A 23,978-nucleotide genomic window follows, 5' to 3' on the forward strand; every position below is an offset into this window, starting at 1 on the left:
TTGGTGGCAGACCGGTCAAAGCGGACAGAGGACTGCCGCGTCGGCGCCGTCGTCGCGCAGGCGCTGCAGGACCTGCGGTGCATCCTCCTCGGTCGTCTTGCGCTGGCTGTACTCCGTCGGCACGCCGTGAAAACGCTCGGCCAGACCGGCCACCAGACCTTCGGCTGCGAGTTCCGCGACCGTCTCGATCGGCAGGAAGCTCTCGCGATCGTCGGTATGCGTCGATTCCTTGTCCCAGGCGAGATTGGCGGTGAAGAGCCTGGCCGGTGGCGGCGAGACCGGTCCCGCCCACACCTGCTTCCTGCCCTTGAAATCGGCCGGGCTCGCGGTCGTGACCAAGGCCACGCGAGCGGTCGACAGAGACTTGCCGAGCGGGGCGAACGGCACCTCGTCGTGCCTCGCCCAGACATAGTCCTTGGCGTACCCAAGGGCGCGATAATAGTCGCGCGTACGCTCGATATAGCGAACAGGCTCGCCGACTTGCGTCATTGCTGTCTCTTCTCCACCGCCATTGCGCCGCCCGCCACCGCGGACGCTCGGCCAAAACGTTCGCGCAGTCGCTGGAACACGACATATAGCATCGGAATCACGAAGATGCCGAACAAAGCCGCCGCGATCATGCCTCCGAACACCGGTGTGCCCACGGCGCGCCGGCTCGCCGCGCCCGCACCCTCGGCCACCACCAGGGGCAGGAGGCCGAGGATGAAGGCGAAGCTCGTCATCGCCACCGGCCGGAAGCGCAGCCGCGCGCCCTCGATCGCGGCATCGAGCACCGACCTGCCCTGCAGTCGCTGCTCGACCGCGAACTCGACGATCAGGATGCCGTTCTTGGCCGACAGCGCCACCAGCACCACGAGGCCGATCTGGGCATAGACGTCGAAGGCAAGCCCGAACCAGGCCACGAACCCGATCGCGCCCAGCACCGCGACGCTCACCGAGAGCAGCACCGGAATGGGAATATTCCAGCTCTCGTACAGCGCCACCAGGAAGAGGTAGGCGAACAGCACCGCGAGACCGAGCACGATCCCGGTCTGGCCGCTCGCCGCCTTCTCCTGCAGCGCCGTCGCCGTCCATTCGAAGGCGTAGCCCGCAGGCAGCGTCTGCTTCGAGACGCGCTCCATTGCCTCGAGCGCCTGGCCCGAGCTGTAGCCGGGGCTGGGCGCGCCGTTGATCACCGCGCCGCGGAAGCCGTTGTAGCGGATCATGACCTGCGGTCCCTGCACGAGGCGGGCCTGGGCAAGGGCGCGGATCGGCACCATCGTGCCGGCGCTGTTGCGCACATAGACGTGGTAGATGTCGTCGATGGCGTTGCGGGAGCGCCCCTCGGCCTCGACATTGACCTGCCAGGTGCGGCCGAACAGGTTGAAGTCGTTGACATAGTAGCCGCCCAAGGTCGATTGCAGGGCGTTGAAGATGTCGCGCACCTTCACGCCTAGGACCTGCGCCTTGTCGCGGTCGATATCGAGATAGATCTGCGGCGTGTCGGCGGCGAAGGTCGAGAAGACGCCGGCCAGCTCGGGCCGCTGGTTGGCCGCCACCAGCAGACCGCGCATGACGGCGGCGAGATCGGATGGCGACTGTCCCTGCAGCGCCTCGAGCACGTACTGGAAGCCGCCGGTGCTGCCGAGCCCCAGGATGGGCGGCAGGTTGAAGGGAAAGACGATGGCGCCCTGGATGGAGGCGAGCTTGGGCCGCAGGCTCGCGATGATGGCATCGACCTTCTGCTCGGCGGCGGTGCGGTCCTCGTAGGGTTTCAGCCGAATCACGAAGAAAGCGCTGTTGGACGACACGACGTAGTCGATGAAGTTCAGTCCGACCACCGACAGCACACCCTGCACGCCGGGAACCGGCCGGATCATGTTCTCGACCTCGGTGACGATCTCCTGGGTGCGGTTGAGCGACGCGCCCTCCGGCAGGCGCAGGGCGGCAAAGAAGGCGCCCTGGTCCTCCGCCGGCAGGAAGCTTTGCGGCGTGGTTCTGAACAGGCCGAGCGCGCCTGCCGCCACGACCGCCACGGCGACCACGCCGAATACCGCCATCCGCACCAGCCGGCGCACGACCGCGACGTAGCCGTCGCGCACGCGGTCGATCGCACCCAGCACGTAATGCATCGGCCCGCGCCGCGTCTCGCCGCGTTTCAGCAGCACCGCGCAAAGCGCCGGGCTCAGCGTCAGGGCATTGATCGCCGAGATGATCATCGCCGTCGAGACGGTCACGGCGAACTGGCGGAAGAGCTGGCCGCTGATGCCGGGAATGAAGGCGACCGGCACGAATACCGAGAGCAGGACCAGCGTGATGGCGACGATGGGCGCGGTGATCTCGCCCATCGCCTTCTTGGTCGCCTCGGGAATGGACAGCTCCGGCTCCTCCTCGATCATGCGCTCGACGTTCTCGATCACCACGATCGCGTCGTCGACCACGATGCCGATGGCGAGCACCAGCGCCAGCAGCGAGACGGTGTTGGCCGAGTAGCCGATCAGCAGCATCACCGCGAAGGTGCCGACGATCGAAACCGGCACCGCCACCAACGGGATCAGGGTCGAGCGCAGCTTGCCCAGGAACAGGAAGACCACGATCGCCACCAGCACGAAGGCGATCAGCAGCGTGTGCACCACCTCGTCGATCGTCGAGGTCACGAACACCGTCGAATCCCAGAAGACGTCGTAGGTCAGATCGTCGGGGAAGCGCTGCTTCAGGTCCTCCATGACCTTGCGCACGTTCTCCGCGACCTGCACGGCATTGGCGCCGGGAGACTGAAAGATGCCGATGGCGGCGGCCGGCGCGCCGTTGAAGCGGCTGTAGCGCTCCTGCGACTTGGCGCCGAGATCGACGCGCGCCACGTCCTTGACGCGCACCACCGAGCCGTCGGGATTGGCCCGCACGACGATGTTGGCGAACTCCTCGGGCCTGGTCAGCCGCCCCTTGGTCTTGATCGTGAGCTGGAGCTGCTGCGCCTGCGGCGTCGGCGCCGCGCCGATACGGCCGAGCGCCGCCTGCACGTTCTGGCCCTGCACCGCCGCCACGACGTCGGACGGCGCGAGGTTGAAGGCGGTCAGCCGGTCGGGATCGAGCCAGAGCCGGAGCGAGTAGTCGAGCGCGCCGAACAGGGTCGCCTGCCCCACGCCGTGCACGCGCGACAGCGGATCGATGATGTTGATGGTGGCGTAGTTGTTGAGATAGAGCGCGTCGTACGTGTTCCTGGGCGAATAGATATTGATGACCTGCAGGAGGGCCGCCGACTTCTTGCGGATCACCAGGCCCTGGCGCTGCACTTCCTGGGGCAGCAGCGGCGTGGCGAGCTGGGCGCGATTCTGGACGTTCACCGTGTTGATGTCGGGATCGGTGCCGAGGGCGAAGGTGACGTTCAGCGAGTAGCTGCCGTCGGCGCCGCTGACCGACTGGTAGTAAAGGGCATTGTCGACACCGGTGATCTGCTGCTCGATCGGCTGGGCGACCGTCGCCTCGACGGTCTCGGCGTCGGCGCCGGGATAGGTGGTCGTGAGCGACACCTGCGGCGGCACGATGTCGGGAAATTGCGCGACCGGGATGCTGAAGATCGCAATCAGGCCGGCCAGCGTGATGACGATCGACACCACGAAGGCAAGGCGGGGCCGGTCGATGAAGATGCCCGAGATCATGCCGGTCACCCACCGGTCGCCGTCGCCGGCAGGACGGTCTCGTGAACCACCTGGCCCGGCCGGACCTTCTGGATGCCGTCCACGATCACCTTGTCACCCTCGCCCAGGCCCGAGCTGACGACGATGTCAGTGCCGAGATTCGGACCGGTCTCGAGGCGCCGCCGCTCGACCTTGTGCTGGCTGTCGACGATCAGCGCGTAGTAGCCGGACTGGTCGACCTGCAGGGCGGCCTGCGGGATCACCAGCCGTGGCTGCTGCCGACGCTCGCGGATGATCGCTGTCACGAACTGGCCGTCGGTCAGCACCCGCTCGGGATTGGGCACGGTGGCCCGCATGATCAGCGTGTCGGTCTGCTGGTCGACCTGCGGATCGGTGAAGTTCCAGACGCCCTTGTGCGGATACTCCTTGCCGTCCGAAAGACGCAGGCGGATGTCGATCTTGATCAGCCCACCACCCTCCTTGCGCCGCGCCTCGCGGATCGTCTGCAGGTCGCGCACGCTCACGGGGAAGACCACGTAGATCGGATCCTGGCTCACGATCGTCGCCAGCACGCCGCTCGCCGGATTGACGAGATTGCCGACGGTATAGGCGGTACGCCCGATCCGGCCGTCGATCGGCGAGCGGATGTCGGTATAGTCGAGGTTGACCTGCGCCTGGGTGAGGGCGGCTTCGGCCTGCTGGATCTTGGCGTTGGCGGTATCGACCTCGGCCTTGTACTGGTCGACCGTCGATTGCGGGCTGTACTGGCGCCTGGAGAGGTCGAGCTGGCGGTGGTACTGGAGCTCGGCGTTGGTGGCCTCTGCCTGCGCCGACGCGAGGTTGGCTTTGGCCTGCTGGACCTGGGCCGCGAACTGGACCTTCTCGATCTGGTAGAGCAGATCGCCTTTCTTGACGTCCTGGCCCTCGCGGAACTGGACCTTCTCCAGGAAGCCTTCGACGCGGGCGCGCACATCGACCGTCTCGATCGCCTTGATCCGGCCCACGAACTCGAACGACTGGCTGACGCCACGCGTGGCGGCGGCACGCACGCCGACCGACGGCGCTGCCTGCGCGGCCGCGGGCGGCGCCGCCTTGTCGGTGCCGCGGGTGAAATACCAGACGAGCCCGGCGGCGGCGATCAACGCCACCACGGCAAGCACGCGACCCCAAGGCGACCGGAAGCTCGGCAGGCGGGCAGCGTCTGGCATCACATTCCTCATCGACAATGAGCCGCCTCGACGTCGACCGCGCCGGCCGGCACTCCCCGCTCGGGGGAATTGGGCAACCATCGGTGAGGGAAAAGCAAGAATTTCTAGGGCACTTGCAAATCGAACGTCGCCACGCCCGCTGCAGCCCCCAATCACATTCCTCGGATGTTGTTTGGTGGCATGCCTCTTGCTCGCTCTTCGGCTGCAGTTGTCAACGATGTCGAGAGGCAGGCCATGGACTATGTGAAACCCGCTGCCGTTGCGCAGGCGATGATCGATACGGCCGAGGCCAAGCTGGCGCTCACACCGCGCGACCTGCTCTTGCGCGGCATCCTGTCGGGCGCGCTCCTCGGCATCTCCACCAGCCTCGCCTTCACGGCCGCCATCACGACAGGCCAAGGCATTGTCGGTGCGATCATCTTCCCGTTCGGCATCGCCACCATCGTGCTGCTCGGCCTGGAACTGGTGACGGGGAGTTTCGGACTCGTCCCGCTGCCGTGGGTCGAGGGCCGCGCCAGCCTGCGCGAGGTCGGCGCCAATATCGCCTGGGTGTTCGCCGGCAATCTCGTCGGCAGCGTCGTCTACGGCTTCCTGCTCGCCCTCGTGCTCACGAACATGTGGACGACGCCACCCGCCGGTCTCGCGCAGCGCATCGCCCAGATCGCGGAAGCCAAGACGACGGGCTATGCCGCCATGGGCGGCACCGGTCTGGCGGTGGTCTTCGTCAAGGCCGTGCTCTGCAACTGGATGGTCTGCCTTTCGGCGGTGCTGGCCATGACCAGCACGTCGTCGATCGGCAAGATCGTCGCCTGCTGGCTGCCGATCTTCGTCTTCTTCGCGCAAGGGTTCGAGCATGCGGTCGTCAACATGTTCGTCATCCCGGCCGGCATGATGATGGGCGCCGGGGTGACGCTCGCCGACTGGTGGCTGTGGAACCAGATCCCGGTCACGCTCGGCAACATCGTCGGCGGCTTCGTGTTCTCGGGTCTTGCCATCTATCTGACATATCGCCCCAAGCAGACGGTCGGCGGCGAGACCGTTGCGGCAGCCGTCGTCGCCGAGTGACGCCGTGGGGTCGCAGGACTTCATGCCGGGGCAGAAGCGCTATCTGGAAGGGTTCGCGTCCGGCCTGCAGGCTGCCCGCAGCGGCGCGCGAACGCCCGCATCCGCGGCCGTAGCGCCGCCGAGCGGGCCTGACGCGGCGCATCTTGCCGCCATGGCCCGCTTCGAGGCGGAAGGCAAGAAGCTCGCCGATCCGGAAAAGTGGAAGCGCGAAGAGCATCCGTTCGACGGCTACGCGCGGCTGCGCGACCAGGCGTCGCGCAACGAGTATCCCAAACCCGCCGACAATTTCCGTTGGCGCTTCTACGGGCTTTTCTATCTCGCCCCCAACCAACCCTTCTACATGGCGCGGCTGCGCATGCCGAACGGCATCCTGAACTGGCGCCAGCTCGCAGGCATCGCCGGGATCGCCGAGACCTGGGGTGCTGGCTACGCCCATGTCACCACGCGCGCCAACATCCAGATTCGCGGCATCGAAGCAAAGAACGCGACCCATGTCGTGGAGGCGGTGCAGGATCTCGGCCTCACCTCGCGCGGCTCGGGCGCCGACAACATCCGCAACGTCACCGGCGATGCGACCGCGGGCATCGCACCGGATGAGCTGCTCGACACACGCCCCGACACGCGGCATTGGCACTTCCACGTGCTGAACGACCGGTCGCTTACCGGCCTGCCGCGCAAGTTCAACGTCGCCTTCGACGGCGGCGGACCCATCCCCACGCTGGAGGAGACCAACGACATCGGCTTCACCGCGGTGCGGGTGGCGGAAGGTGCCTCCGTCGCACCGGCCATATGGTACCGGCTAGCGCTGGGCGGCATCACCGGTCACAGGAACCTGGCACGGCCGACGGACGTCGTCGTACCACCGCACGACTCGACAAAGGTCGCCGACGCCGTCGTGCGCGTCTTCATCGACCATGGCGATCGGACCAATCGCGCCAGGGCCCGCCTGAAATACCTTATCGATGCCTGGGGGCCTGAGAAGTTCCTGGCCGCGGTCGAGGAAAAGCTCGGGCGCAAGCTCGATCGCGTCGAGGAGCGGCATATCCTGCCGCGGCCGGCGCAGGACCGCATGGCCCATATCGGCTTCCATGCGCAGAAGCAGCCGGGCCTCTTCTATGCCGGCATCCCCCTGCCCGTGGGACGCCTGGAGCCCGCGCAGATGCGCGCCCTCGCCGAGGCCGCGCACGAGCTGGGCGATGGCGATCTCCGGCTTACCGTCTGGCAGAACCTGCTGGTCTCGGGCATCGCCGAGACCAACCGCAGGACCTTCGAGCAGCGCATGGCGGCCGCGGGTCTCCCGCTCGCCGTCTCGCCGTTGCGCGCAGGCCTCGTCGCCTGCACCGGCTCCTCGGGCTGCAAGCTCGCCAACGCCCGCACCAAGGAGATGGCGGTCGCCATCGCCGAGCACTGCGAGCCGCGCGTCGCGCTCGACACGCCGATCAACGTCCATCTCACCGGCTGCCCGAACTCCTGCGCGCAGCATTATGTCGGCGATATCGGCCTCGTCGGTGCCCGCGTGGCCACCGGCAAGGACGAAACCGTCGACGGCTACCATGTCGTGATCGGCGGCAGCTATGGCAGCGACGCGCGAGTCGGCCGCGAGTTCACCCGCGGGATCGCGGCCGTGGACATGCCGCGGTTCATCGAGCGTCTGCTCACCGCTTATCTCGCCCATCGCGCCGGACCGGAGGAGACATTCCGGCAGTTCGCGAGCCGCCACGACGACGAAACCCTGCATCGCCTCGTCGGAGTGTGATCCCGTGTCCGTGATCGAGAGCCCGCCTGCCGACATCGTGCAATACATCCCCGAGGACGCGCCGTTCAGCGAGGAGCAGCGCGCCTGGCTGAACGGCTTCTTCGCCGGCCTCCTGTCCAGCCTTCCCGCCGCTCCGACGCTGCCGTCCCTGCCCGCCGCGGCGGATCCCACCTTCCGCGACCCGATGGCGGACGGCGGAGACGACGGCGCGCCCTGGCACGATCCGGCGCTGTCGCTCGCCGAGCGCATGGCGATGGCCGAGAACCGCCCCCTGCGTCGCCGCATGATGGCGGCGATGGCGCAGCAGGATTGCGGCCAATGCGGCTACACCTGCGAGACTTATGCTGACGAGATCGCGCAGCATGCCGAGGAGCGGCTGAATCTTTGCGTGCCGGGCGGCAAGGAAACCGCGCGTATGCTGAAGAAGCTCATCGAGGAGATGGGCGGCGGCGCGACCGATCCCGACGAGGAGAAGGCCAAGTCCGAGGCGAAGGCGGCGGCACGACTCGAGCCGAAGATGACGGCCGAGCGCGGCTATTCGCGCGAGCTGCCTGTCGAGGCGCGGTTCCTGTCGCGCACGCGTCTGAACAAGGGTGAATCCGAGAAATCGACCTGGCATATCGAGTTCGATCTCGCAGGCTCAGGCCTTCGATACACGGTCGGCGACAGCTTCGGCGTCTATCCCGTCAACGATCCGGCGCTCGTGGCCGCGGTGATCGAGGCCATCAACGCGCCGCCCGACTTCCCGATCGCCGGCAGGATCCTCGCCGACGTGCTCACCCACGACATGTCTCTGGGTGCTGCTCCCGACATGCTGTTCGAGTTGATCTCCTACATGGTGGGTGGCGAGCGCAAGGCCACGGCTCGCGCGCTGGCGCAGGGCGAGGACCCGGACGGCGACGCGGCCACCCTCGACGTGCTGGCGGCGGTGCAGAAGTTTCCCGGCATCCGGCCCGATCCCGAAGCCTTCGTCGAATGCCTCGAGGGACTGCAGCCGCGGCTTTATTCGATTTCCTCCTCGCCCAGGGTCGATCCCGACCGGCTGACGCTGACGGTCGACCATGTGCGTTATGAGATCGCCGGTCGCACGCGGCTCGGGGTCGCCTCGACCTTCCTGTCGAGCGCCGCCGCGCCGGGCGCCACGCTCAAGGTCTATGCGCAGCGTGCGCACAACTTCGCGTTGCCGGCCGATCCCACGACGCCGATCGTCATGGTCGGCCCCGGCACGGGCGTGGCGCCGTTTCGTGCTTTCCTGCAGGAACGCATGATCACCCGGGCGCCGGGCGACGCCTGGCTGTTCTTCGGCCATCAGCGGCGCGCCTGCGACTTCTTCTATGAACAGGAATTCGACGGCCTGAAAGATTCCGGAACCTTGACGCGGCTTTCGCTCGCCTGGTCACGCGACAAGGACACGCCGAAGACCTATGTGCAGGACCGGATGCGCGCCGAGGCCGCCGATCTCTGGGCGTGGCTGCAGCGTGGCGCTCACTTCTATGTCTGCGGCGACGCCCGGCGCATGGCGGTCGATGTCGAGAAGACGATGGTCGCCATCGCTGCCACCTGCGGCCACATGAGCGAGGCCGATGCCACGACCTTCGTCGCCGATCTCAAGAAGACGGGCCGCTACCAGACGGACGTCTACTGATACCTGGATCGAGGCAGCCATCCGCTCGGTCGTTGGAACCACTTGACACAGATTTGGCCGCGCACAGACATGATTCATACAATCCAAATCGCTAGATTGCGTATTGCGTGAACGGGAGGGGTCCCGGTCATGCCCCCTGGAGCGGCTGCGGACGCGCGTCGGCACCGTTCGACGGGATCAGTGTGTGGGACATCGTCGTGTCGCTGGAACGTTCTGAAGGCCCGATGGGCTGCATGCGTCCTGCTTGCCTCGGGAAAGGCAACGGACGCCGGATCAATTTCTGCGGGCATGACGCTACTTGGGGACTGTATCACCATGATCGATCCAATTGGCGGATGGCGCGTGCTCGAAGCCGAAGCCGTCGTCCACAATTCTTCCGGAATCGTCCGCCGGCGGACGCGGGAACGCGACATACTGACCTTCATCGGTCTGGTTGCGCTGACGCTCGTGCTGCTGCCCGGCGCGGTCGCAACAGCGTTGCTCCTGTAATCCTTGCGGCAAGGCCGCCGCGAGTTCAGATCCGCTGATCCATCTCCCGCGCGGGCTCGGGGACATCGACACAGCCGATGATGCGCGCGGGCACGCCGGCCGCCGTGCATCCGGCGGGCACGGGTTCGAGCACGACACTGCCGGCGGCAATCTTGGCGCAGGCGCCAATCTCGATATTGCCCAGCACCTTGGCGCCCGCACCCAGCAGCACGCCGCGCCGCACCTTCGGGTGGCGGTCGCCGCGTTCCTTGCCCGTGCCGCCCAGCGTCACGCCGTGCAGCATCGAGACGCCGTCCTCCACGACCGCGGTCTCGCCGATCACGATGCCCGTGCCGTGGTCGAGAAAGATGCCCTTGCCGATCGCCGCGCCGGGATGGATGTCGAGCGCGAACAGGGCGCTTGCGCGGCTCTGCAGGTAGTGTGCCAGGGCATGGCGGCCCTGCTTCCACAGCCAGTGGCCCACGCGATAGGTCTGCAGGGCGTGATAGCCCTTGAACCAGAGCAGCGGATCGAGGTGGGAGGTGCAGGCCGGATCGCGCTCGGCAACGGCGACGATATCGGCACGCGCGGCAAGCCCGATTCCGGGATCGCCATTGAGCGCTTCGTCGAGGATCTGGCGGATCAGCGCCGCCGGCACCTCGGTCGTGCCGACCAGACGTGCGAGATGATAGCTGAGCGCCCCCTCGAAACGGGACTGGCTCAGGATGGTCGCATGGAGGGTGCCGGCCAGGACTGGCTCCGCGCCGGCCGCCGCCTGCGCGGCCTCGCGAATCCTGGCCCAGACCGGATCGACCGAGCGGCGCTCGGCCGCGTTCTTGACGACTGCGCTATCCATTGGCGCTCTCCTTCGGCCCCGAACCCTGACGACGTGGCGGGACCGATCGAAAGGCCTCCCGTCCACTACTCTAGGGCCGAACACTTATTGCCGCAATTCACCGCTTGGCGCGGGCCTCCAGCTCGTCGATCAGCGACTCGACCTTGCCGCCGTGATTCTGGATGTAGGAATTGAAGTCCGACCGTCTAGTCATGACCATGCTCACGCCCTCGATCTTCACATCGACAATGCGCGGTCCCTGTCCGGCGTTGCGCACCTCCCACTGGATCGAGATCGGCTCGCCGTCGCTCTGATTGAGCTTGCTGTCGACGATGGAGATACCGTTGCCGCGGTTCATGACACGGCCCACGGTCAGCGTCTGCCCCGCATAGCGGCCGAAGCGCTCGGCATAGGCGTGCGCCTCCGCGCTCGCCGCGGCCTTCAGAAAGCGCTCGCGCTGCTCGGGCGTAGCCTGGTTCCAATGCACGCCGAGCGCCGAACGGCCCATGTAGTTCAGGTCGAAACTGGTCTCCAGCACCTGCCTGATCCCCGCCTCGCGAGCTTCGCCCGTCTTCGTCTTGATAAGCTCGATCACCTTGGACGCCGTCTGCTGGATAAGCTCGGCGGCGGGGCCTTGATCGGCCGCAGCCTGACCGGCGGCAACAGCGATGACGGCCGCACCGGCGGCCAGACGCAACACGATTCGACGGTGGACGGAAGACGGCACCGATCTCTCCTTGCGAAGATGGACGATCAGGGACTTGGTAAGGAAGTCCTACCGTACCAGCGCGAGATTGTCGCGCCGCTCCAGCTCGGCCCGCGTATCGGTCTTTTCACGCTTCTGGCGGATCTGCTCGGCGCGGCGCTGGGTATAGGCGCTGCGCAGCGCCGCGTAATAATCGACGCTGTTGCGCTGCAGATCGTCGAGCGCCGTCATGGTGTGCACGCGCGTATCGAGCACCGTCACGCCATAGCGCGTACCGGCATAGATCCAATACGCAGTGCTACTGCTCAAATTGTAGATGGCGAGACCGAACGGGTCTATGGCGGCATCCGCCACCAGCCCGACGGCATCGCGTGCATTCGATGGACCGATCAGCGGCAGCACGAGATAGAAGCCGCCGTTCTCGGGCTCGACTCCGGCATAGTAGCCGATCGTCTGGCCGGCATCGTTGTCGCTCTTCTTGAGGCCGAACGTGCTCGCGACATCGAAAAGACCGGCCACACCGAGCGTCGTATTGACCAGGAAGCGCGCCATCGATGTCGCGGCCTGATGGGCGTTGCCCTGGACTGCATCGTTGATGGCCGTGACCGGCTCGCCAAGATTCTCCACGACGTTGTGGACGCCGCGTTGCGCGGGCTTGGGCATCCAGTCGCGATACAGCACCGCCACCGGCCGAATGGCGATCGTGTCGACCGCCTGATTGATCGAGAAGATGAACCGGTTCGGTGTCTCGAGCGGATCCCAGACATCCGCCGACCCGGTGTCACGGGTCGCACAGCCGGCGACAAGCACCACCGTGACGGCAGCCAACGCCGAATGGCGGACACGCGCCATCATTCTCTTTGAAGAACACCCGCCCATGAATGCCAATCCAGCCCATCCCCCGTCGACCCCCGCCACAGGGCCTGGACGCCAAAAAGACGGCCTGTTCAGCCGCCGCATGAGGCAAATGTGGCATAGGCCTGAGACAGTTTGAAGAGCGGAGGAGAGGAAGCCGGCAGACTGTGACGATGCCGCCACAATCCACTGGCTACGGAGATGGTTGCAAACATAAAGATATACTTATATTCTTCAGTTCATGGATCATCTTCTGACCCTTCTCCGGGCTGCGGCAGAAGACACGCGGTTGCGCATTCTGGCATTGGCCGCGCGCGAGGATTTGACCGTCAGCGACTATGTCCACGTGCTTGGCCAGAGCCAGCCGCGTGTCTCGCGGCATCTGAAGCTGCTGGTCGAGGGCGGCCTGCTGGAGCGCTTCCGCGAAGCGCAGTTCACGCGCTTTCGACTGGTCGGCGAGGGCGGCGATGCGGCGCTGGTGCGCGAGTTCGTCCGCCGGCTCGACCCCAAGCACCCTCGCCTCGCCGCCGACCGCGCCCGCCTCGGTGCCCTGCAACAGCGGCGCCAGAACGCCGCCGTCCGCTTCTTCCGCGACAATGCCCAGCGCTGGGACGAGCTCAGGGCCTTGCATGTCGCCGACCGCGAAATCGAGCGGGCGCTGGCCCATCATTTCCCGATCGGCGCGCGGCGGCTGCTCGATATCGGCACCGGCACGGGCCGGCTCCTCGAAGTGCTGGCGCCCAAGGTCGAGCAGGCCGTGGGCATCGACCAGAGCCGCGAGATGCTGGCATTGGCCCGCGCCAACCTCGCCCAGGCCGGCATCGACAATGCCGATATCCGCCAGGCCGACATGTATGCGCTTCCTTTCGAGGCGGAGAGCTTCGACGTCGTCACCATCCATCATGTCCTGCACTACGCCGACGATCCGGCAGCCGCGCTCGCCGAGGCGGCGCGCGTCGTGCGGCCCGGCGGCGTCGTGCTGGTCGTCGATTTCTCGCCGCATGACCTCGTCGAGCTGAAGCGCGAGCATGCGCACGTCCATCTCGGCTTCGCCGACAACCAGGTACAGGGCTGGCTCAGGAGCGCCGGCCTGCATCCGCTCGAACCGATCCATTTTCCCGGCCGGCGGCTGATGACCGGCATCTGGCGCGGCGAACGCGAGCCGGCCGACCGCGCTGCGCCGCGTTCGGCCGCCCTGTCCAACCTGTCCGAGCAAGGGGGAGCTTCCCGATGAGTCCCGATACCGGCCCGCTTTACACCGAGCCGATGAGCACCGCCCCACTCGGCCTCGGCGACGGCCATTTTCCCGCCCGCGCGCCGCAACGGCTCAAGGTGTCGTTCGAGTTCTTCCCGCCCAAGACCGAGGCGATGGAGAAGACATTGTGGGAAGCGGTAACCCGTCTCGCGCCGCTCGCTCCCACCTTCTTCTCCGTGACCTATGGCGCCGGCGGCTCGACGCGGCAGCGCACGCACGACACCGTCGTACGGCTGAAGGCGGAGACAGGCATCGATCCCGCCGCCCATCTCACCTGCGTCGCCGCCACGCGCGACGAGATCGACGAGGTGGCGCGCGCCTATTGGGATGCCGGTATCCGTCATGTCGTGGCGCTGCGCGGCGATCCGCCTTCGGGCATGGGCGGCAAGTACAGCGCCCATCCCGGCGGCTACGCCAACGCGGCCGATCTGGTCGCAGGCCTCAAGAAGATCGCGCCGTTCCAGATCAGCGTCGCGGCCTATCCCGAGAAGCACCCCGATTCGCCCGATCCAGCCGCCGACCTCGACAACCTGAAACGCAAGGTCGATGCCGGGGCCGACCGCTGCATCACCCAGTTCTTCTTCGAGGCGGACGACTTCCTGGGCTTTCGCGACCGCGCCTCCGCGTCGGGCGTCAATGTGCCGATCGTGCCGGGCATCATGCCGGTGTCGAATTTCCAGTCGGTCAACCGCATCGCCGGCCTCTGCGGCTCCAAGGTGCCGACTTGGCTCGCGAGCCTGTTCGACGGCCTCGACGACGATGTCGAGACACGGCGCATGATCGCCGCCACCGTCGCCGGCGATCTCTGCCGTCGCCTGCAGAGCGAGGGCGTCGAGCAGTTCCACTTCTATACGCTGAACCGGGCCGATCTCACCTTCGCGATCTGCCATCTGCTGGGCGTACGGCCGCAAAGGAGCCCGACATGACACGCTCGGAGAAGGCCGACCAGCTCCGCAGCCTCGCGCGGGAGCGCATCCTGGTGAAGGACGGCCCCTACGGCTCGATGATCCAGACCTACAGGCTCGACGAGGCGGGCTTTCGCGCCGGCGGCGACTTCGAGCGCGACCAGAAGGGCAACAACGATCTCCTGAATCTCACGCGGCCCGACGTCGTGAGCGCGATCTGCAACGCCTATCTCGAGGCGGGCGCGGACATCGTGGCCACCAACACCTTCAACGCCAACGCGATCAGCCAGTCGGACTATGGGACCGAGAGCCTGACACGCGAGATCAATCTCGCCGCCGCCAGGCTCACACGCGCCTGCGCCGATGCAGCGACCGCCAGGGAGCCCGACAAGCCGCGCTTCGTCGCGGGCGCGCTCGGCCCGACGAACAAGACGCTCTCGGTGTCGCCCAACGTCAACGACCCCGGCTACCGCGCCGTCACCTTCGACGAGGTCAAGGGCATCTACCGCGAGCAGATCGACGGGCTTCTGGACGGCGGCGTCGACTTCATCCTGATCGAGACGGTGTTCGACACCTTGAATGCCAAGGCCGCGATCGTCGCCGTCGACGAGGCGGGCGAGGCGCGCGACGAGGAAATTCCGGTCATGGTTTCCATGACCCTGACCGACCTTGCCGGCCGCAACCTCTCCGGCCAGACGGTCGAGGCCTTCTGGCACTCGGTGCGCCATGCCCGGCCGCTCACCATGGGGCTGAACTGCAGCTTCGGCGCCACCGAATTGCATCCTTACGTAAGCGCACTCAATCCGCAGGTCGACGGCCTCGTCTGCGTCTATCCCAACGCCGGCCTGCCCAACGAGCTCGGCGCGTATGACGAGCCGCCGGAGATGACGGCGAAGCTTGTGCGCGGCTGGGCCGAGAACGGCTGGCTGAACGTGGTCGGCGGCTGCTGCGGCACGACACCGGCCCACGTCAAGGCCGTCGCCGAGGCGGTGAAGGGCGTGAAGCCGCGCCAGTGGCAGGTCCTGCCGCCGGCGCTCCGCCTCTCCGGCATGGAGGCAGCGAGTTTCTTCTAGCGTGGCCAACCCTCGTGTCGTCCCGGGCGATAGCGAGGGATCTTTGCGAGCACCGACCAAAGATCCTTCGCTCCGCTCAGGATGGCACGATCGTCAATCGAGTACGAGATGACCGAGCAAAGAGCGACCTTCATCAATATCGGCGAGCGCACCAATGTCACGGGCTCGGCGAAGTTCAAGAAGCTGATCCTGGCGGGCGACTACGCCGCCGCCGTCGAGATCGCGCGCCAGCAGGTCGAATCGGGCGCGCAGATCATCGACGTCAACATGGACGAAGGCCTGCTCGACGCCGAGAAGGCGATGGACACGTTCCTGAAGCTGATCGCTTCGGAACCGGACATCGCCAAGGTGCCGATCATGATCGACAGCTCCAAGTGGAGCGTGATCGAGACCGGCCTCAAGTGCGTCGCCGGCAAGCCGATCGTGAACTCCATCTCGATGAAGGAAGGGGTCGACCCCTTCATCGAGCACGCCCGCAAGGTGCGCCGCTACGGCGCCGCCGTGGTGGTGATGGCGTTCGACGAGAAGGGCCAGGCCGACACCAAGGAGCGCAAGGTCGAGATCTGCGCCCGTGCGTACGACATCCTGGTGAACAAAGTCGGCTTCCCGGCCGAGGACATCATCTTCGACCCCAACATCTTCGCCGTGGCGACAGGCATCGAGGAGCACAACAACTACGGCGTCGACTTCATCGAGGCGACACGCGAGATCAAGGCGCGCTGTCCCGGCGCGAAGATCTCGGGCGGCGTCTCCAACCTCTCCTTCGCCTTCCGCGGCAACGAGCCGGTGCGCAAGGCCATGCACTCGGTGTTCCTCTACCATGCGATCCGAGCCGGCATGGACATGGGCATCGTCAATGCGGGCCAGCTCGAGGTCTATGACGAGATCCCGCAGGAATTGCGCGAGGCCTGCGAGGACGTGATCCTGAACCGCCGGCCGGATTCGACCGAGCGGCTGCTGGAACTCGCCCCCAAGTACAAGGGCACCGGCGAGGCGACCGAGACGCTGGATGCCGAATGGCGGAGCTGGCCGGTGGAGAAGCGGCTGGAGCATGCGCTGGTGAAGGGCATCGATCAGTACGTCATTGCAGACACCGAGGAGGCGCGCCAGCAGATCGCCAAGCCCATCGAGGTGATCGAGGGGCCGCTGATGGCCGGCATGAACGTAGTGGGCGACCTGTTCGGCGCCGGCAAGATGTTCCTGCCGCAGGTGGTGAAGAGCGCGCGCGTGATGAAGAAGGCGGTGGCCTATCTCCTGCCCTTCATCGAGGCCGAGAAGACCGAGACCTCGCGATCGAAAGGCAAGATCGTCATGGCGACGGTCAAGGGCGACGTCCACGACATCGGCAAGAACATCGTGGGCGTCGTGCTCCAGTGCAACAACTTCGAGGTCATCGATCTCGGCGTCATGGTGCCGTTTCAGGAGATCCTGAAGGCCGCCAACGACAACAAGGCCGACCTGATCGGCCTCTCCGGTCTCATCACGCCGTCGCTCGACGAGATGGTGACGGTGGCCGAGGAGATGACCCGGCAGAACTTCAAGGTGCCGCTGCTGATCGGCGGCGCCACCACCTCGAAGGTCCATACCGCGCTCCGGATCGCGCCGCGCTATCACGGCACGACGGTGCACGTGCTCGACGCCTCGCGCGCGGTCGGCGTCTGCACGGCGCTCGTCTCCGAATCGGGCGATCAGGCGGCGGCGTTCGCGGCCAAGGTCGCGGCCGAATACGAGGCGATCCGCGTCGAGCGCGCGGGCGGCGGCAAGGAGAAGCTGGTGCCGCTGGCGGCCGCGCGGGCCAACGCGTTCAAGATCGACTGGGCGAGCTATACGCCGCCCACGCCGGCGACGAAGGGAACGCGCGTGTTCGCCGAATATCCGCTGCACGAGCTCGTGGAGCGCATCGACTGGACGCCGTTCTTTCGCTCCTGGGAGCTTGCCGGCAATTACCCCGACATCCTCGAGGACAAGGTGGTCGGCGAAAGCGCCAGGAAGCTCTATGCCGACGCGCGCAAGATGCTGGACCGTATCGTGCGCGAGAAGTGGCTGACCGCGAAGGGGGTGGTCGCCTTCTGGCCCTGCCGGCGCGAGGGCGACGACGTCGTGCTGTTCGAGGACGAGAGCCATACCAAGGAGATCTCGCGTCTCTTCTTCCTGCGTCAGCAGGTCGGAAAGCGCGCCCCGCGTGCCAATATGTGCCTGGCCGACTTCATCTCGCCCAAGGCCGACTGGATCGGCGGTTTCGCGGTCACATCCGGCCACGGCATCGAGGCGCATCTCGCGCGCTTCAAGGCCGACAGCGACGACTATTCGGAGATCCTGCTCAAGGCGCTGGCCGACCGGCTGGCCGAGGCCTTCGCCGAGCGGATGCACGAGCGCGTGCGCAAGACGCTGTGGGGCTACGCGCCCGACGAGGCGCTCGGCAACGACGAGCTGATTCGCGAGAAGTACCGCGGCATCCGACCCGCACCCGGCTACCCGGCCTGCCCCGATCACAGCCAGAAGCCCGAGCTGTTCCGGCTGCTGAACGCGGGCCAGAATGCCGGCATGGCGCTGACCGAAAGCTTTGCGATGATCCCGATCTCGGCAGTGTCGGGCTACTACTTCGCCCATCCGGAGGCGCAGTATTTCGGCGTGGCCCGCATTGGCCGCGACCAGGTGGAGGACTATGCCAGGCGCCGCGGCATCCCGATCGAGCAGGCCGAAAAATACCTGCGCACGAACATGGGGTACTGATTCATTGGAGCGCGCTACCAACAAGAAACAAGAGCAGCGCCCAACCAGTATCGTGTCATTTCGAGCGAAGCGAGAGATCTTTCGCAGCGCCAACAAAGGATTCCTCGCTCAGCTCGGGATGACACCGCAGGCTGCCGTGCATGGCCGGCTTCTTGTCGGTGGCGCGCTCCGCTGAATATCCATGCTGACCTACGCCCTCGTGCTCGTCGTCGGCGCCGCCGCGGGCGTTGTGAGCGGCATCGTCGGCACGGGCGCCACGGTCATTCTCCTGCCCGTGCTGGTCTTCGCCTTCGGCCCGCTCGAGGCCGTGCCGATCATGGCGATCGTCGCGCTGATGTCGAACCTGGCCAAGATCACCGCCTGGTGGCGGGAGGTCGACTGGCGCGCCACGGCAGCCTATGCGCTGGGCGGCATTCCCGGCGCGGCGCTCGGCGCACACACGCTCCTCAATCTCCCGCCGTCGGTCATCGACCTTGCGCTCGGCGCCTTCTTCCTTGCCATGATCCCCGGCCGACGCTGGCTCGCCGCCCGCGACTACCGGATCGGCATCGGCACGCTCGTTCCCGCGGGCTTCGCCATCGGCTTCCTGGCCGGCATCGTCGTCTCCACCGGACCGCTCAGCGTGCCGCTCTTCAGCGCGTACGGGCTCGCGAAGGGCGCCTTCATCGCCACCGAAGCCGCGGGCTCGCTCGCGCTCCACTTGTCCAAGGCTGCGACCTTCCGCACCCTCGGCGCCTTGCCGGCCGACATCATCGTGAAGGGCCTGATCAGCGGCGCGGCGGTGATGGCGGGCACCTACATCGCCCGTCTGCTTGTCGAACGGCTGCGCCTTGCGACTTTCCAGAACCTGCTCGACGGCGTGATGCTGATCTCGGGCGCGACGCTGATCTGGGACGGGCTGCGCTAGCCCGGCCGCACGCCCAGCAGCAGAAGCGCGGCTGACAGCGTGAAGATGCTGGCAGCCGTCGAGAGGACGACGACGTTGGTCGCGAGCCCCACGCCGGTGCGATAGAGCTGTGCCACCAGGTAGACGTTGGCGCCGGCCGGCATCGCGGCGTTCAGCGTCGCCACGGTGAGCCAGAGCGGGTCGAGGGCGAACACGTACCGCCCGGCGAGCCAGACCATGAGCGGCAGGACAGCGAGCTTGAAGACGGTCGCGACGGCCGCGCTCTGCCAGTGCTCCTTAAGCCCGACATGAGCGAGCGAGGCGCCGGCCATGATGAGGCCGCAGGGCGGGGCGGCGACGCTGAGGCCCTGCAGGACCCGGTCGATCACGACGGGCGTGCCGAGGCCGGGGACGAGGTTCGTGACCTCCGCCCAAAGGAGGCCGGCGAAGATCGGCGGAATTACCGGATGCTTCAGCATCTTCAGCGCCGCGCCGCCCAACTGTCTCAGCAGCCTCCGTCGCTGTCCGCCCTGCCCGTCCATCTCCATCAGGAAGCAGGAGAGCGTGAGCAGGATCAGCGAGTTGACGCTGATGATCATCAGGAGCGGCACCAGGCCCTTCTCGCCGAAGGCGAAGGACACGAAGGGAATGCCGATGCCGACGCCGTTGCAGAAGATGCCGGCGAGCGCGAACACCGCCTGCTCGCCGAACCGCATGCCCATCGCCCGGCCCAGCACCATCAGCAGGGCATAGAGCAGCAGCGCGGCACCGAAGAAGACGACGAGAATGTCGAGCGACAGGGCCTCGATCCGCACCCGCGACATCGAGCGGAAAAGCAATGCCGGGAAGAGGGCATAGAAGGTGACGTTGGTGAGGCCGCGCAGGCCCTCGCGCGTCAAGAGCGACGTGCGGCCGATCGCCCAGCCCACGGCGACCATGCCGAACACCGGCACGATGATGTCGAGGATGGCGCTCACGTTTCCCTCTCCGCCGCCTCAGCGGGGGAGAGGGCGAAGATCCGGCACTCCTACGCCGCCATCGCGAGATGGCTGTAGCGCGTCAGGTGATGCTGCTGGTTGCCGAACATCAGGTCGATCATGGTCAGGCGCTTGAAGTAGTGGCTGACCGAGAGCTCGTCGGTGACGCCCATCCCGCCGTGCATCTGCACCGCGCTCTGGCCGCAGAACTTGCCCGACTTGCCGATCTGGACCTTGGCCCCGGACGCCGCCTTGCGGCGCACGACCGGATCCTTGTCGTCGATCTTGAGCGTGGCCATCAGCGTCATCGAGCGCGCTTCCTGCGCGTTGGTGAAGCAGTCGACCATGCGGTGCTGCAGCACCTGGAACTTGCCGATCGGCTGGCCGAACTGCTTGCGCGTCTTGATGTATTCGAGCGTGGCGGCGTTGATCGCGTCCATGCAGCCCGTCGCCTCGGCGCAGAGCGCCACGATGGCGCGATCCACCGCTTCCTCGACGACGGGGAAGGCGCCGTCGACCTTGCCAAGCACCGCGTCGGCGCCGACCGAGACCTTGTCGAAGGTGAGCTCCGAGGCGCGCAGCGCGTCCTGGGTGGGATAGTCGCGGCGGCTCAGCCCCTTGGCCTTGCCGTCGACCACGAACAGCGTGAGCCCCTTCTCCTCGCGTGGCGAGCCGGCGGTGCGCGCGAGCACGATGATCTCGTCGGCCGACGCGGCGTTGTAAACCACGCCCTTGTGGCCCGAGAGCGACCAGCCTTTGCCTTCCTTGGTCGCCTTGAGCGAGACGTCGGCGAGATTGTAGCGGCTCTGTCGCTCGAGCCAGGCAAAGGCGAACTGCTTCTTGCCCTCGATCATGGGCGCCAGCAGCGCCTCCTTCTGCGCCTTGCTGCCGGCCGCGGCGATCAGGCCGCCGCCCAGCACCACCGTCGGCAGGAAGGGCTCTAGCACCAGGCCTTTGCCGAACTGCTCCATGACGATCATGGTCTCGATCGGCCCGCCGCCGTAGCCGCCGTCCTCCTCCTTGAACGACATGCCGAGCCAGCCGAGCTCGGCCATCTGCGCCCAGTTCTCCGGCAGCCAGCCGCGCTCGGCCGCGGCGATCTTGCGGCGGTTCTCGAACGTATACTTGTCGCGAACGAAGCGCTCGGCGGCGTCCTGGAGCTGCTTCTGCTCGTCGGAAAGGGACAGGTCCATCTAAAACTCCTCGCCTCTGATCTATCGTGTGTCACCCCGAGCGAAGCGAGGGATCCTTCGCGTCGCCGATCAAAGATCCCTCGCTGCGCTCGGGATGACACGGTTTCTACAACCCCAACACCATCTTGGACACGATGTTCTTCTGGATCTCGTTGCTGCCGCCATAGATGCTGGTCTTGCGCATGTTGAAATAACGCGGCGCGGCCGGCGGCGCATGATCGGGGCCGACCGGCGTCTCGTTGGTGTTCTGGAACAGCATGCCGGGCTGATAGGGCTGGGCATATTCGCCCACCGCCTCCATGGCGAGCTCGGCGATGCGCTGCTGGATCTCCGATCCCCTGATCTTCAGCGTCGAGACCTCGGGCCCCGGCGCCCCGCCCAGCGCCATGGTCGAGAGCGCCCGCAGCTCGCTCATCTCCAGGGCCTGCACCTGCAGGTCGATGTCGGCGATCTTGGCCGCGAAAGCCGGGTCGTCGGCCAGCGTGCGACCGTCCTGCGGCTCGGCGCGGGCGATGTCGCGCAGCGAGCGCACGCCGCGCTTGGAGGCCGGCACCTCGGCGATGCCCAGCCGCTCGTTGGCCAGCAGGAACTTGGCGCAGGTCCAGCCCTCGCCTTCCTTGCCGATCCGGTTGGCGACCGGAACCTTCACATTGTCGAAGAACACGTCGTTCACGTGGTGCGCGCCGTCCAGCATGACGATGGGCCGCACCGTAACGCCCGGCGTCTTCATGTCGATCAGCAGGAAGGAGATGCCCTCCTGCGGCTTGGCGTCGGGATCGGTGCGCACGAGGCAGAAGATCCAGTCGGCCCAATGGGCGAACGATGTCCAGGTCTTCTGGCCGTTCACGATGTAATGATCACCTTCCCGCACCGCGCGCGTGCGCAGGTTGGCGAGATCGGAGCCGGCCCCGGGCTCGGAATAGCCCTGGCACCATTGCACCTCCGACGTGCGGATGCCGGGCAGGAAGCGTTCCTTCTGCTCGTCGCTGCCGAAGGTATAGATGACCGGCCCGACCATCTTCACGCCGAACGGGATGATGCGCGGCGCGCCCTCTTCCGCCAGCACGTTCTCGAACAGGAAGCGGCGGGTCACATCCCAACCCGGACCGCCGTACTTCTTCGGCCAGGTGTAGGCGAGCCAGCCCTGCCGGCCGAGCGCCTGCTGCCACTCGACGTGATCGGCACGATCGTAGTGCTTGCCCGAGAAGGTCTTGGCCCTGGTCGCGGGCGAGAGATGCCTCTCCGCGAAAGCGCGCACCTCGTCGGCGAAGGCCTTGTGCTCCGGGTTCAGCGTGAGGTCCATAGAATATCGGCCATCAAATGAGAAAATGAGAAGAGGAGAAAGATGTCATCCCGAGCGCGGCGAGGGATCTTCGATCGGCCGCGCGAAGGATCCCTTCGCGTCGCTCGGGATGACACGGTATGCCAGTCACAATCCCAGCACCATCTTGCTGATGATGCCCTTCTGGATCTCATTGCTGCCACCGTAGATCGTGGTCTTGCGGTTGTTGAAGTAGCGCGGCGCAGCGAGATGGGCGTATTCCGGCCCGACCGGCGCCTCGTTGGCGCCGTGCCACAAGAGCTCCGGCAGATAGGGCGCGGCATACTCGCCGACCGCCTCCATCGTGAGCTCGGTGATGCGCTGCTGGATCTCCGAGCCCCTGATCTTGAGGCCGGAGACTTCAGGTCCCGGCTGCCCGCCCTGCGCCATCTGCGACAGCACGCGCAGCTCGGTGAATTCGAGCGCCGTCACCTGGATCTCGAGGTCGGCGATCTTCTCGGCAAAGCCCTGGTTCTCGATCAAGGGCTTGCCATTCTCCCGCTCGGCGCGCGCGATGTCCTTCAGCGCCTCGACGCCGCGCTTGGACTGCGGCACGGCGGCGATGCCCAGCCGCTCGTTGGCGAGCAGGAACTTGGCGCAGGTCCAGCCCTCGTTCTCCTTGCCGACGAGGTTGGCGACGGGGACCTTCACGTTGTCGAAGAAGACCTCGTTCACCTCGTGCCCGCCGTCCATCATGATGATAGGCTTCACGGTGATGCCGGGCGTCTTCATGTCGATCAGCAGGAAGGAGATGCCCTCCTGCGGCTTGGCCCTGGGGTCGGTGCGGACCAGGCAGAAGATCCAGTCGGCCCAATGGCCCATCGTGTTCCAGGTCTTCGAGCCGTTCACGATATAGTGGTCGCCCTGCTTCTCGGCCTTGGTCCGCAGGCTCGCGAGATCGGACCCCGAGCCCGGCTCGGAATAGCCCTGGCACCACCAGACGGTGCTCTCGCGGATCGCCGGCAGGAACTTCGCCTTCTGCTCGTCGGTGCCGAAGGTGTAGATCACCGGCCCGACCATCTTGGTGCCGAACGGAATGATGCCCGGCGCGTATTCCTCGGCGCAGACATTCTCGAAGATGTAGCGCTCGGCCGGCGTGAAGCCCGGGCCGCCGTGCTTCCTGGGCCACGTGTAGACCAGCCAGCCCTTCTTCCCCAGCGCCTGCTGCCAACGCATGTAGTCGTCGCGGTCGAGATGCTTGCCGTTCTTCACCTTGTCGCGGACATCGGCCGGCAGGTTCGCCTTCACGAAGGCCCGCACCTCGTCGGCGAATTTCTGCTCTTCTGCGGTGAAAGCGAGATCCATATGCCCCTCCATGGGCGCCGGCGTCGTTTGCGCGGAGTTTAGCGACCGACCTGCTATGGACAAGCGCCGCTATACCGGCTGGCGGCTGACGGCGCCGCGACGCGGAACAGGTTTCCGTATACAATCTCTACGGAAAGACGTCATGTTCGGGCGGCGCGGCCGGCCACGACCCGTC

18 protein-coding genes and 1 pseudogene are annotated in these 23,978 nt (G+C 66.5%); 9 read left to right on the forward strand and 10 right to left on the reverse strand.

The window, feature by feature from the left end:
- Window positions 1–15: 15 nt before the first annotated feature.
- The 3 genes from OJF58_RS04385 to OJF58_RS04395 are packed head-to-tail and all read right to left on the reverse strand — an operon-like array spanning window position 16 to window position 4,825.
- Window positions 16–489, reverse strand: a complete 474-nt coding sequence (locus tag OJF58_RS04385; RefSeq protein WP_300781893.1) for a hypothetical protein — start codon at window positions 487–489, stop codon at window positions 16–18.
- Entirely contained in the window at window positions 486–3,638 is a 3,153-nt protein-coding gene (locus tag OJF58_RS04390) for a multidrug efflux RND transporter permease subunit (protein WP_300781894.1), read from the reverse strand. The genes OJF58_RS04385 and OJF58_RS04390 overlap by 4 nt, the downstream gene beginning before the upstream one ends.
- Window positions 3,639–3,643: 5 nt before the next feature.
- Window positions 3,644–4,825 (reverse strand): efflux RND transporter periplasmic adaptor subunit, encoded by a 1,182-nt coding sequence (locus tag OJF58_RS04395; protein ID WP_300781895.1) that lies wholly within the window; start codon window positions 4,823–4,825, stop codon window positions 3,644–3,646.
- A gap of 234 nt (window positions 4,826–5,059) precedes the next feature.
- Between OJF58_RS04395 and OJF58_RS04400 the strand changes: the two genes are divergently transcribed.
- The 4 genes from OJF58_RS04400 (at window position 5,060) to OJF58_RS04415 (ending at window position 9,780) form a co-directional block, all read left to right on the forward strand.
- Entirely contained in the window at window positions 5,060–5,890 is an 831-nt protein-coding gene (locus tag OJF58_RS04400) for a formate/nitrite transporter family protein (RefSeq protein WP_300781897.1), read from the forward strand.
- A gap of 22 nt (window positions 5,891–5,912) precedes the next feature.
- Entirely contained in the window at window positions 5,913–7,646 is a 1,734-nt protein-coding gene (locus tag OJF58_RS04405) for a NirA family protein (RefSeq protein ID WP_300781898.1), read from the forward strand.
- A gap of 4 nt (window positions 7,647–7,650) precedes the next feature.
- Entirely contained in the window at window positions 7,651–9,291 is a 1,641-nt protein-coding gene (locus tag OJF58_RS04410; protein WP_300781899.1) for a sulfite reductase subunit alpha, read from the forward strand.
- A gap of 342 nt (window positions 9,292–9,633) precedes the next feature.
- Complete coding sequence (locus OJF58_RS04415) at window positions 9,634–9,780, forward strand: hypothetical protein (protein WP_300781900.1); 147 nt, start codon at window positions 9,634–9,636, stop codon at window positions 9,778–9,780.
- A gap of 25 nt (window positions 9,781–9,805) precedes the next feature.
- Here OJF58_RS04415 and cysE read toward each other — a convergent pair whose 3' ends face one another.
- From cysE to OJF58_RS04430, 3 genes are all read right to left on the reverse strand, one after another.
- Window positions 9,806–10,615 carry a serine O-acetyltransferase gene (gene cysE, locus OJF58_RS04420; RefSeq protein WP_300781901.1) on the reverse strand — a complete coding sequence of 270 codons (810 nt, stop codon included), beginning with the start codon at window positions 10,613–10,615 and terminating at the stop codon, window positions 9,806–9,808.
- 97 nt (window positions 10,616–10,712) lie between these two features.
- Window positions 10,713–11,321, reverse strand: a complete 609-nt coding sequence (locus tag OJF58_RS04425) for a phospholipid-binding protein MlaC (protein ID WP_300781902.1) — start codon at window positions 11,319–11,321, stop codon at window positions 10,713–10,715.
- Between the two features lie 48 nt (window positions 11,322–11,369).
- The gene (locus OJF58_RS04430; RefSeq protein WP_300781903.1) at window positions 11,370–12,152 is read right to left on the reverse strand and encodes a VacJ family lipoprotein; all 783 of its coding nucleotides are present in this window, start codon (window positions 12,150–12,152) and stop codon (window positions 11,370–11,372) included.
- Window positions 12,153–12,396: 244 nt separating this feature from the next.
- Here OJF58_RS04430 and OJF58_RS04435 point away from each other — a divergent pair, with 244 nt between their 5' ends.
- The 5 genes and pseudogenes from OJF58_RS04435 (at window position 12,397) to OJF58_RS04455 (ending at window position 19,028) form a co-directional block, all read left to right on the forward strand.
- Window positions 12,397–13,389 (forward strand): methyltransferase domain-containing protein, encoded by a 993-nt coding sequence (locus OJF58_RS04435; protein WP_300781904.1) that lies wholly within the window; start codon window positions 12,397–12,399, stop codon window positions 13,387–13,389.
- A gap of 32 nt (window positions 13,390–13,421) precedes the next feature.
- A complete protein-coding gene (metF, locus tag OJF58_RS04440; RefSeq protein ID WP_300785163.1) occupies window positions 13,422–14,336 on the forward strand; it encodes a methylenetetrahydrofolate reductase [NAD(P)H] in 915 nt (304 codons plus the stop codon).
- Window positions 14,333–15,388 carry a homocysteine S-methyltransferase family protein gene (locus OJF58_RS04445; protein ID WP_300781906.1) on the forward strand — a complete coding sequence of 352 codons (1,056 nt, stop codon included), beginning with the start codon at window positions 14,333–14,335 and terminating at the stop codon, window positions 15,386–15,388. Before metF ends, OJF58_RS04445 begins: the two co-directional genes overlap by 4 nt.
- A gap of 129 nt (window positions 15,389–15,517) precedes the next feature.
- A pseudogene (metH, locus tag OJF58_RS04450) lies at window positions 15,518–18,121 on the forward strand (methionine synthase); the annotation flags it as partial.
- Window positions 18,122–18,305: 184 nt separating this feature from the next.
- Window positions 18,306–19,028: a sulfite exporter TauE/SafE family protein gene (locus OJF58_RS04455; RefSeq protein WP_300785165.1), complete on the forward strand. Its 723-nt coding sequence runs from the start codon at window positions 18,306–18,308 to the stop codon at window positions 19,026–19,028.
- Here the strand turns inward: OJF58_RS04455 and OJF58_RS04460 are convergent.
- The 4 genes from OJF58_RS04460 to OJF58_RS04475 form a co-directional block, all read right to left on the reverse strand.
- Window positions 19,025–19,984, reverse strand: coding sequence for an AEC family transporter (locus OJF58_RS04460; RefSeq protein WP_300781907.1), 960 nt, complete (start codon window positions 19,982–19,984; stop codon window positions 19,025–19,027). The genes OJF58_RS04455 and OJF58_RS04460 overlap by 4 nt on opposite strands.
- A gap of 50 nt (window positions 19,985–20,034) precedes the next feature.
- On the reverse strand, window positions 20,035–21,177 hold the full coding sequence (locus OJF58_RS04465) for an acyl-CoA dehydrogenase family protein (protein ID WP_300781908.1): 1,143 nt from the start codon (window positions 21,175–21,177) through the stop codon (window positions 20,035–20,037).
- Between the two features lie 106 nt (window positions 21,178–21,283).
- A complete protein-coding gene (locus tag OJF58_RS04470; protein ID WP_300781909.1) occupies window positions 21,284–22,480 on the reverse strand; it encodes an acyl-CoA dehydrogenase family protein in 1,197 nt (398 codons plus the stop codon).
- Between the two features lie 126 nt (window positions 22,481–22,606).
- On the reverse strand, window positions 22,607–23,803 hold the full coding sequence (locus OJF58_RS04475) for an acyl-CoA dehydrogenase family protein (protein ID WP_300781910.1): 1,197 nt from the start codon (window positions 23,801–23,803) through the stop codon (window positions 22,607–22,609).
- Window positions 23,804–23,978: the final 175 nt, after the last annotated feature.

The organism is Enhydrobacter sp., assembly GCF_030246845.1.
Taxonomy (GTDB): domain Bacteria; phylum Pseudomonadota; class Alphaproteobacteria; order Reyranellales; family Reyranellaceae; genus Reyranella.

Excerpts from the sequence above, each read along its gene's own strand:
- OJF58_RS04385 (WP_300781893.1), bottom strand. The coding sequence starts at position 489 with ATGACGCAAGTCGGCGAGCCTGTTCGCTATATCGAGCGTACGCGCGAC.
- OJF58_RS04390 (WP_300781894.1), bottom strand. The coding sequence starts at position 3,638 with ATGATCTCGGGCATCTTCATCGACCGGCCCCGCCTTGCCTTCGTGGTG.
- OJF58_RS04395 (WP_300781895.1), bottom strand. The coding sequence starts at position 4,825 with ATGCCAGACGCTGCCCGCCTGCCGAGCTTCCGGTCGCCTTGGGGTCGC.
- OJF58_RS04400 (WP_300781897.1), top strand. The coding sequence starts at position 5,060 with ATGGACTATGTGAAACCCGCTGCCGTTGCGCAGGCGATGATCGATACG.
- OJF58_RS04405 (WP_300781898.1), top strand. The coding sequence starts at position 5,913 with ATGCCGGGGCAGAAGCGCTATCTGGAAGGGTTCGCGTCCGGCCTGCAG.
- cysE (WP_300781901.1), bottom strand. The coding sequence starts at position 10,615 with ATGGATAGCGCAGTCGTCAAGAACGCGGCCGAGCGCCGCTCGGTCGAT.
- OJF58_RS04430 (WP_300781903.1), bottom strand. The coding sequence starts at position 12,152 with ATGGCGCGTGTCCGCCATTCGGCGTTGGCTGCCGTCACGGTGGTGCTT.
- OJF58_RS04435 (WP_300781904.1), top strand. The coding sequence starts at position 12,397 with ATGGATCATCTTCTGACCCTTCTCCGGGCTGCGGCAGAAGACACGCGG.
- metF (WP_300785163.1), top strand. The coding sequence starts at position 13,422 with ATGAGCACCGCCCCACTCGGCCTCGGCGACGGCCATTTTCCCGCCCGC.
- OJF58_RS04445 (WP_300781906.1), top strand. The coding sequence starts at position 14,333 with ATGACACGCTCGGAGAAGGCCGACCAGCTCCGCAGCCTCGCGCGGGAG.
- OJF58_RS04465 (WP_300781908.1), bottom strand. The coding sequence starts at position 21,177 with ATGGACCTGTCCCTTTCCGACGAGCAGAAGCAGCTCCAGGACGCCGCC.
- OJF58_RS04470 (WP_300781909.1), bottom strand. The coding sequence starts at position 22,480 with ATGGACCTCACGCTGAACCCGGAGCACAAGGCCTTCGCCGACGAGGTG.
- OJF58_RS04475 (WP_300781910.1), bottom strand. The coding sequence starts at position 23,803 with ATGGATCTCGCTTTCACCGCAGAAGAGCAGAAATTCGCCGACGAGGTG.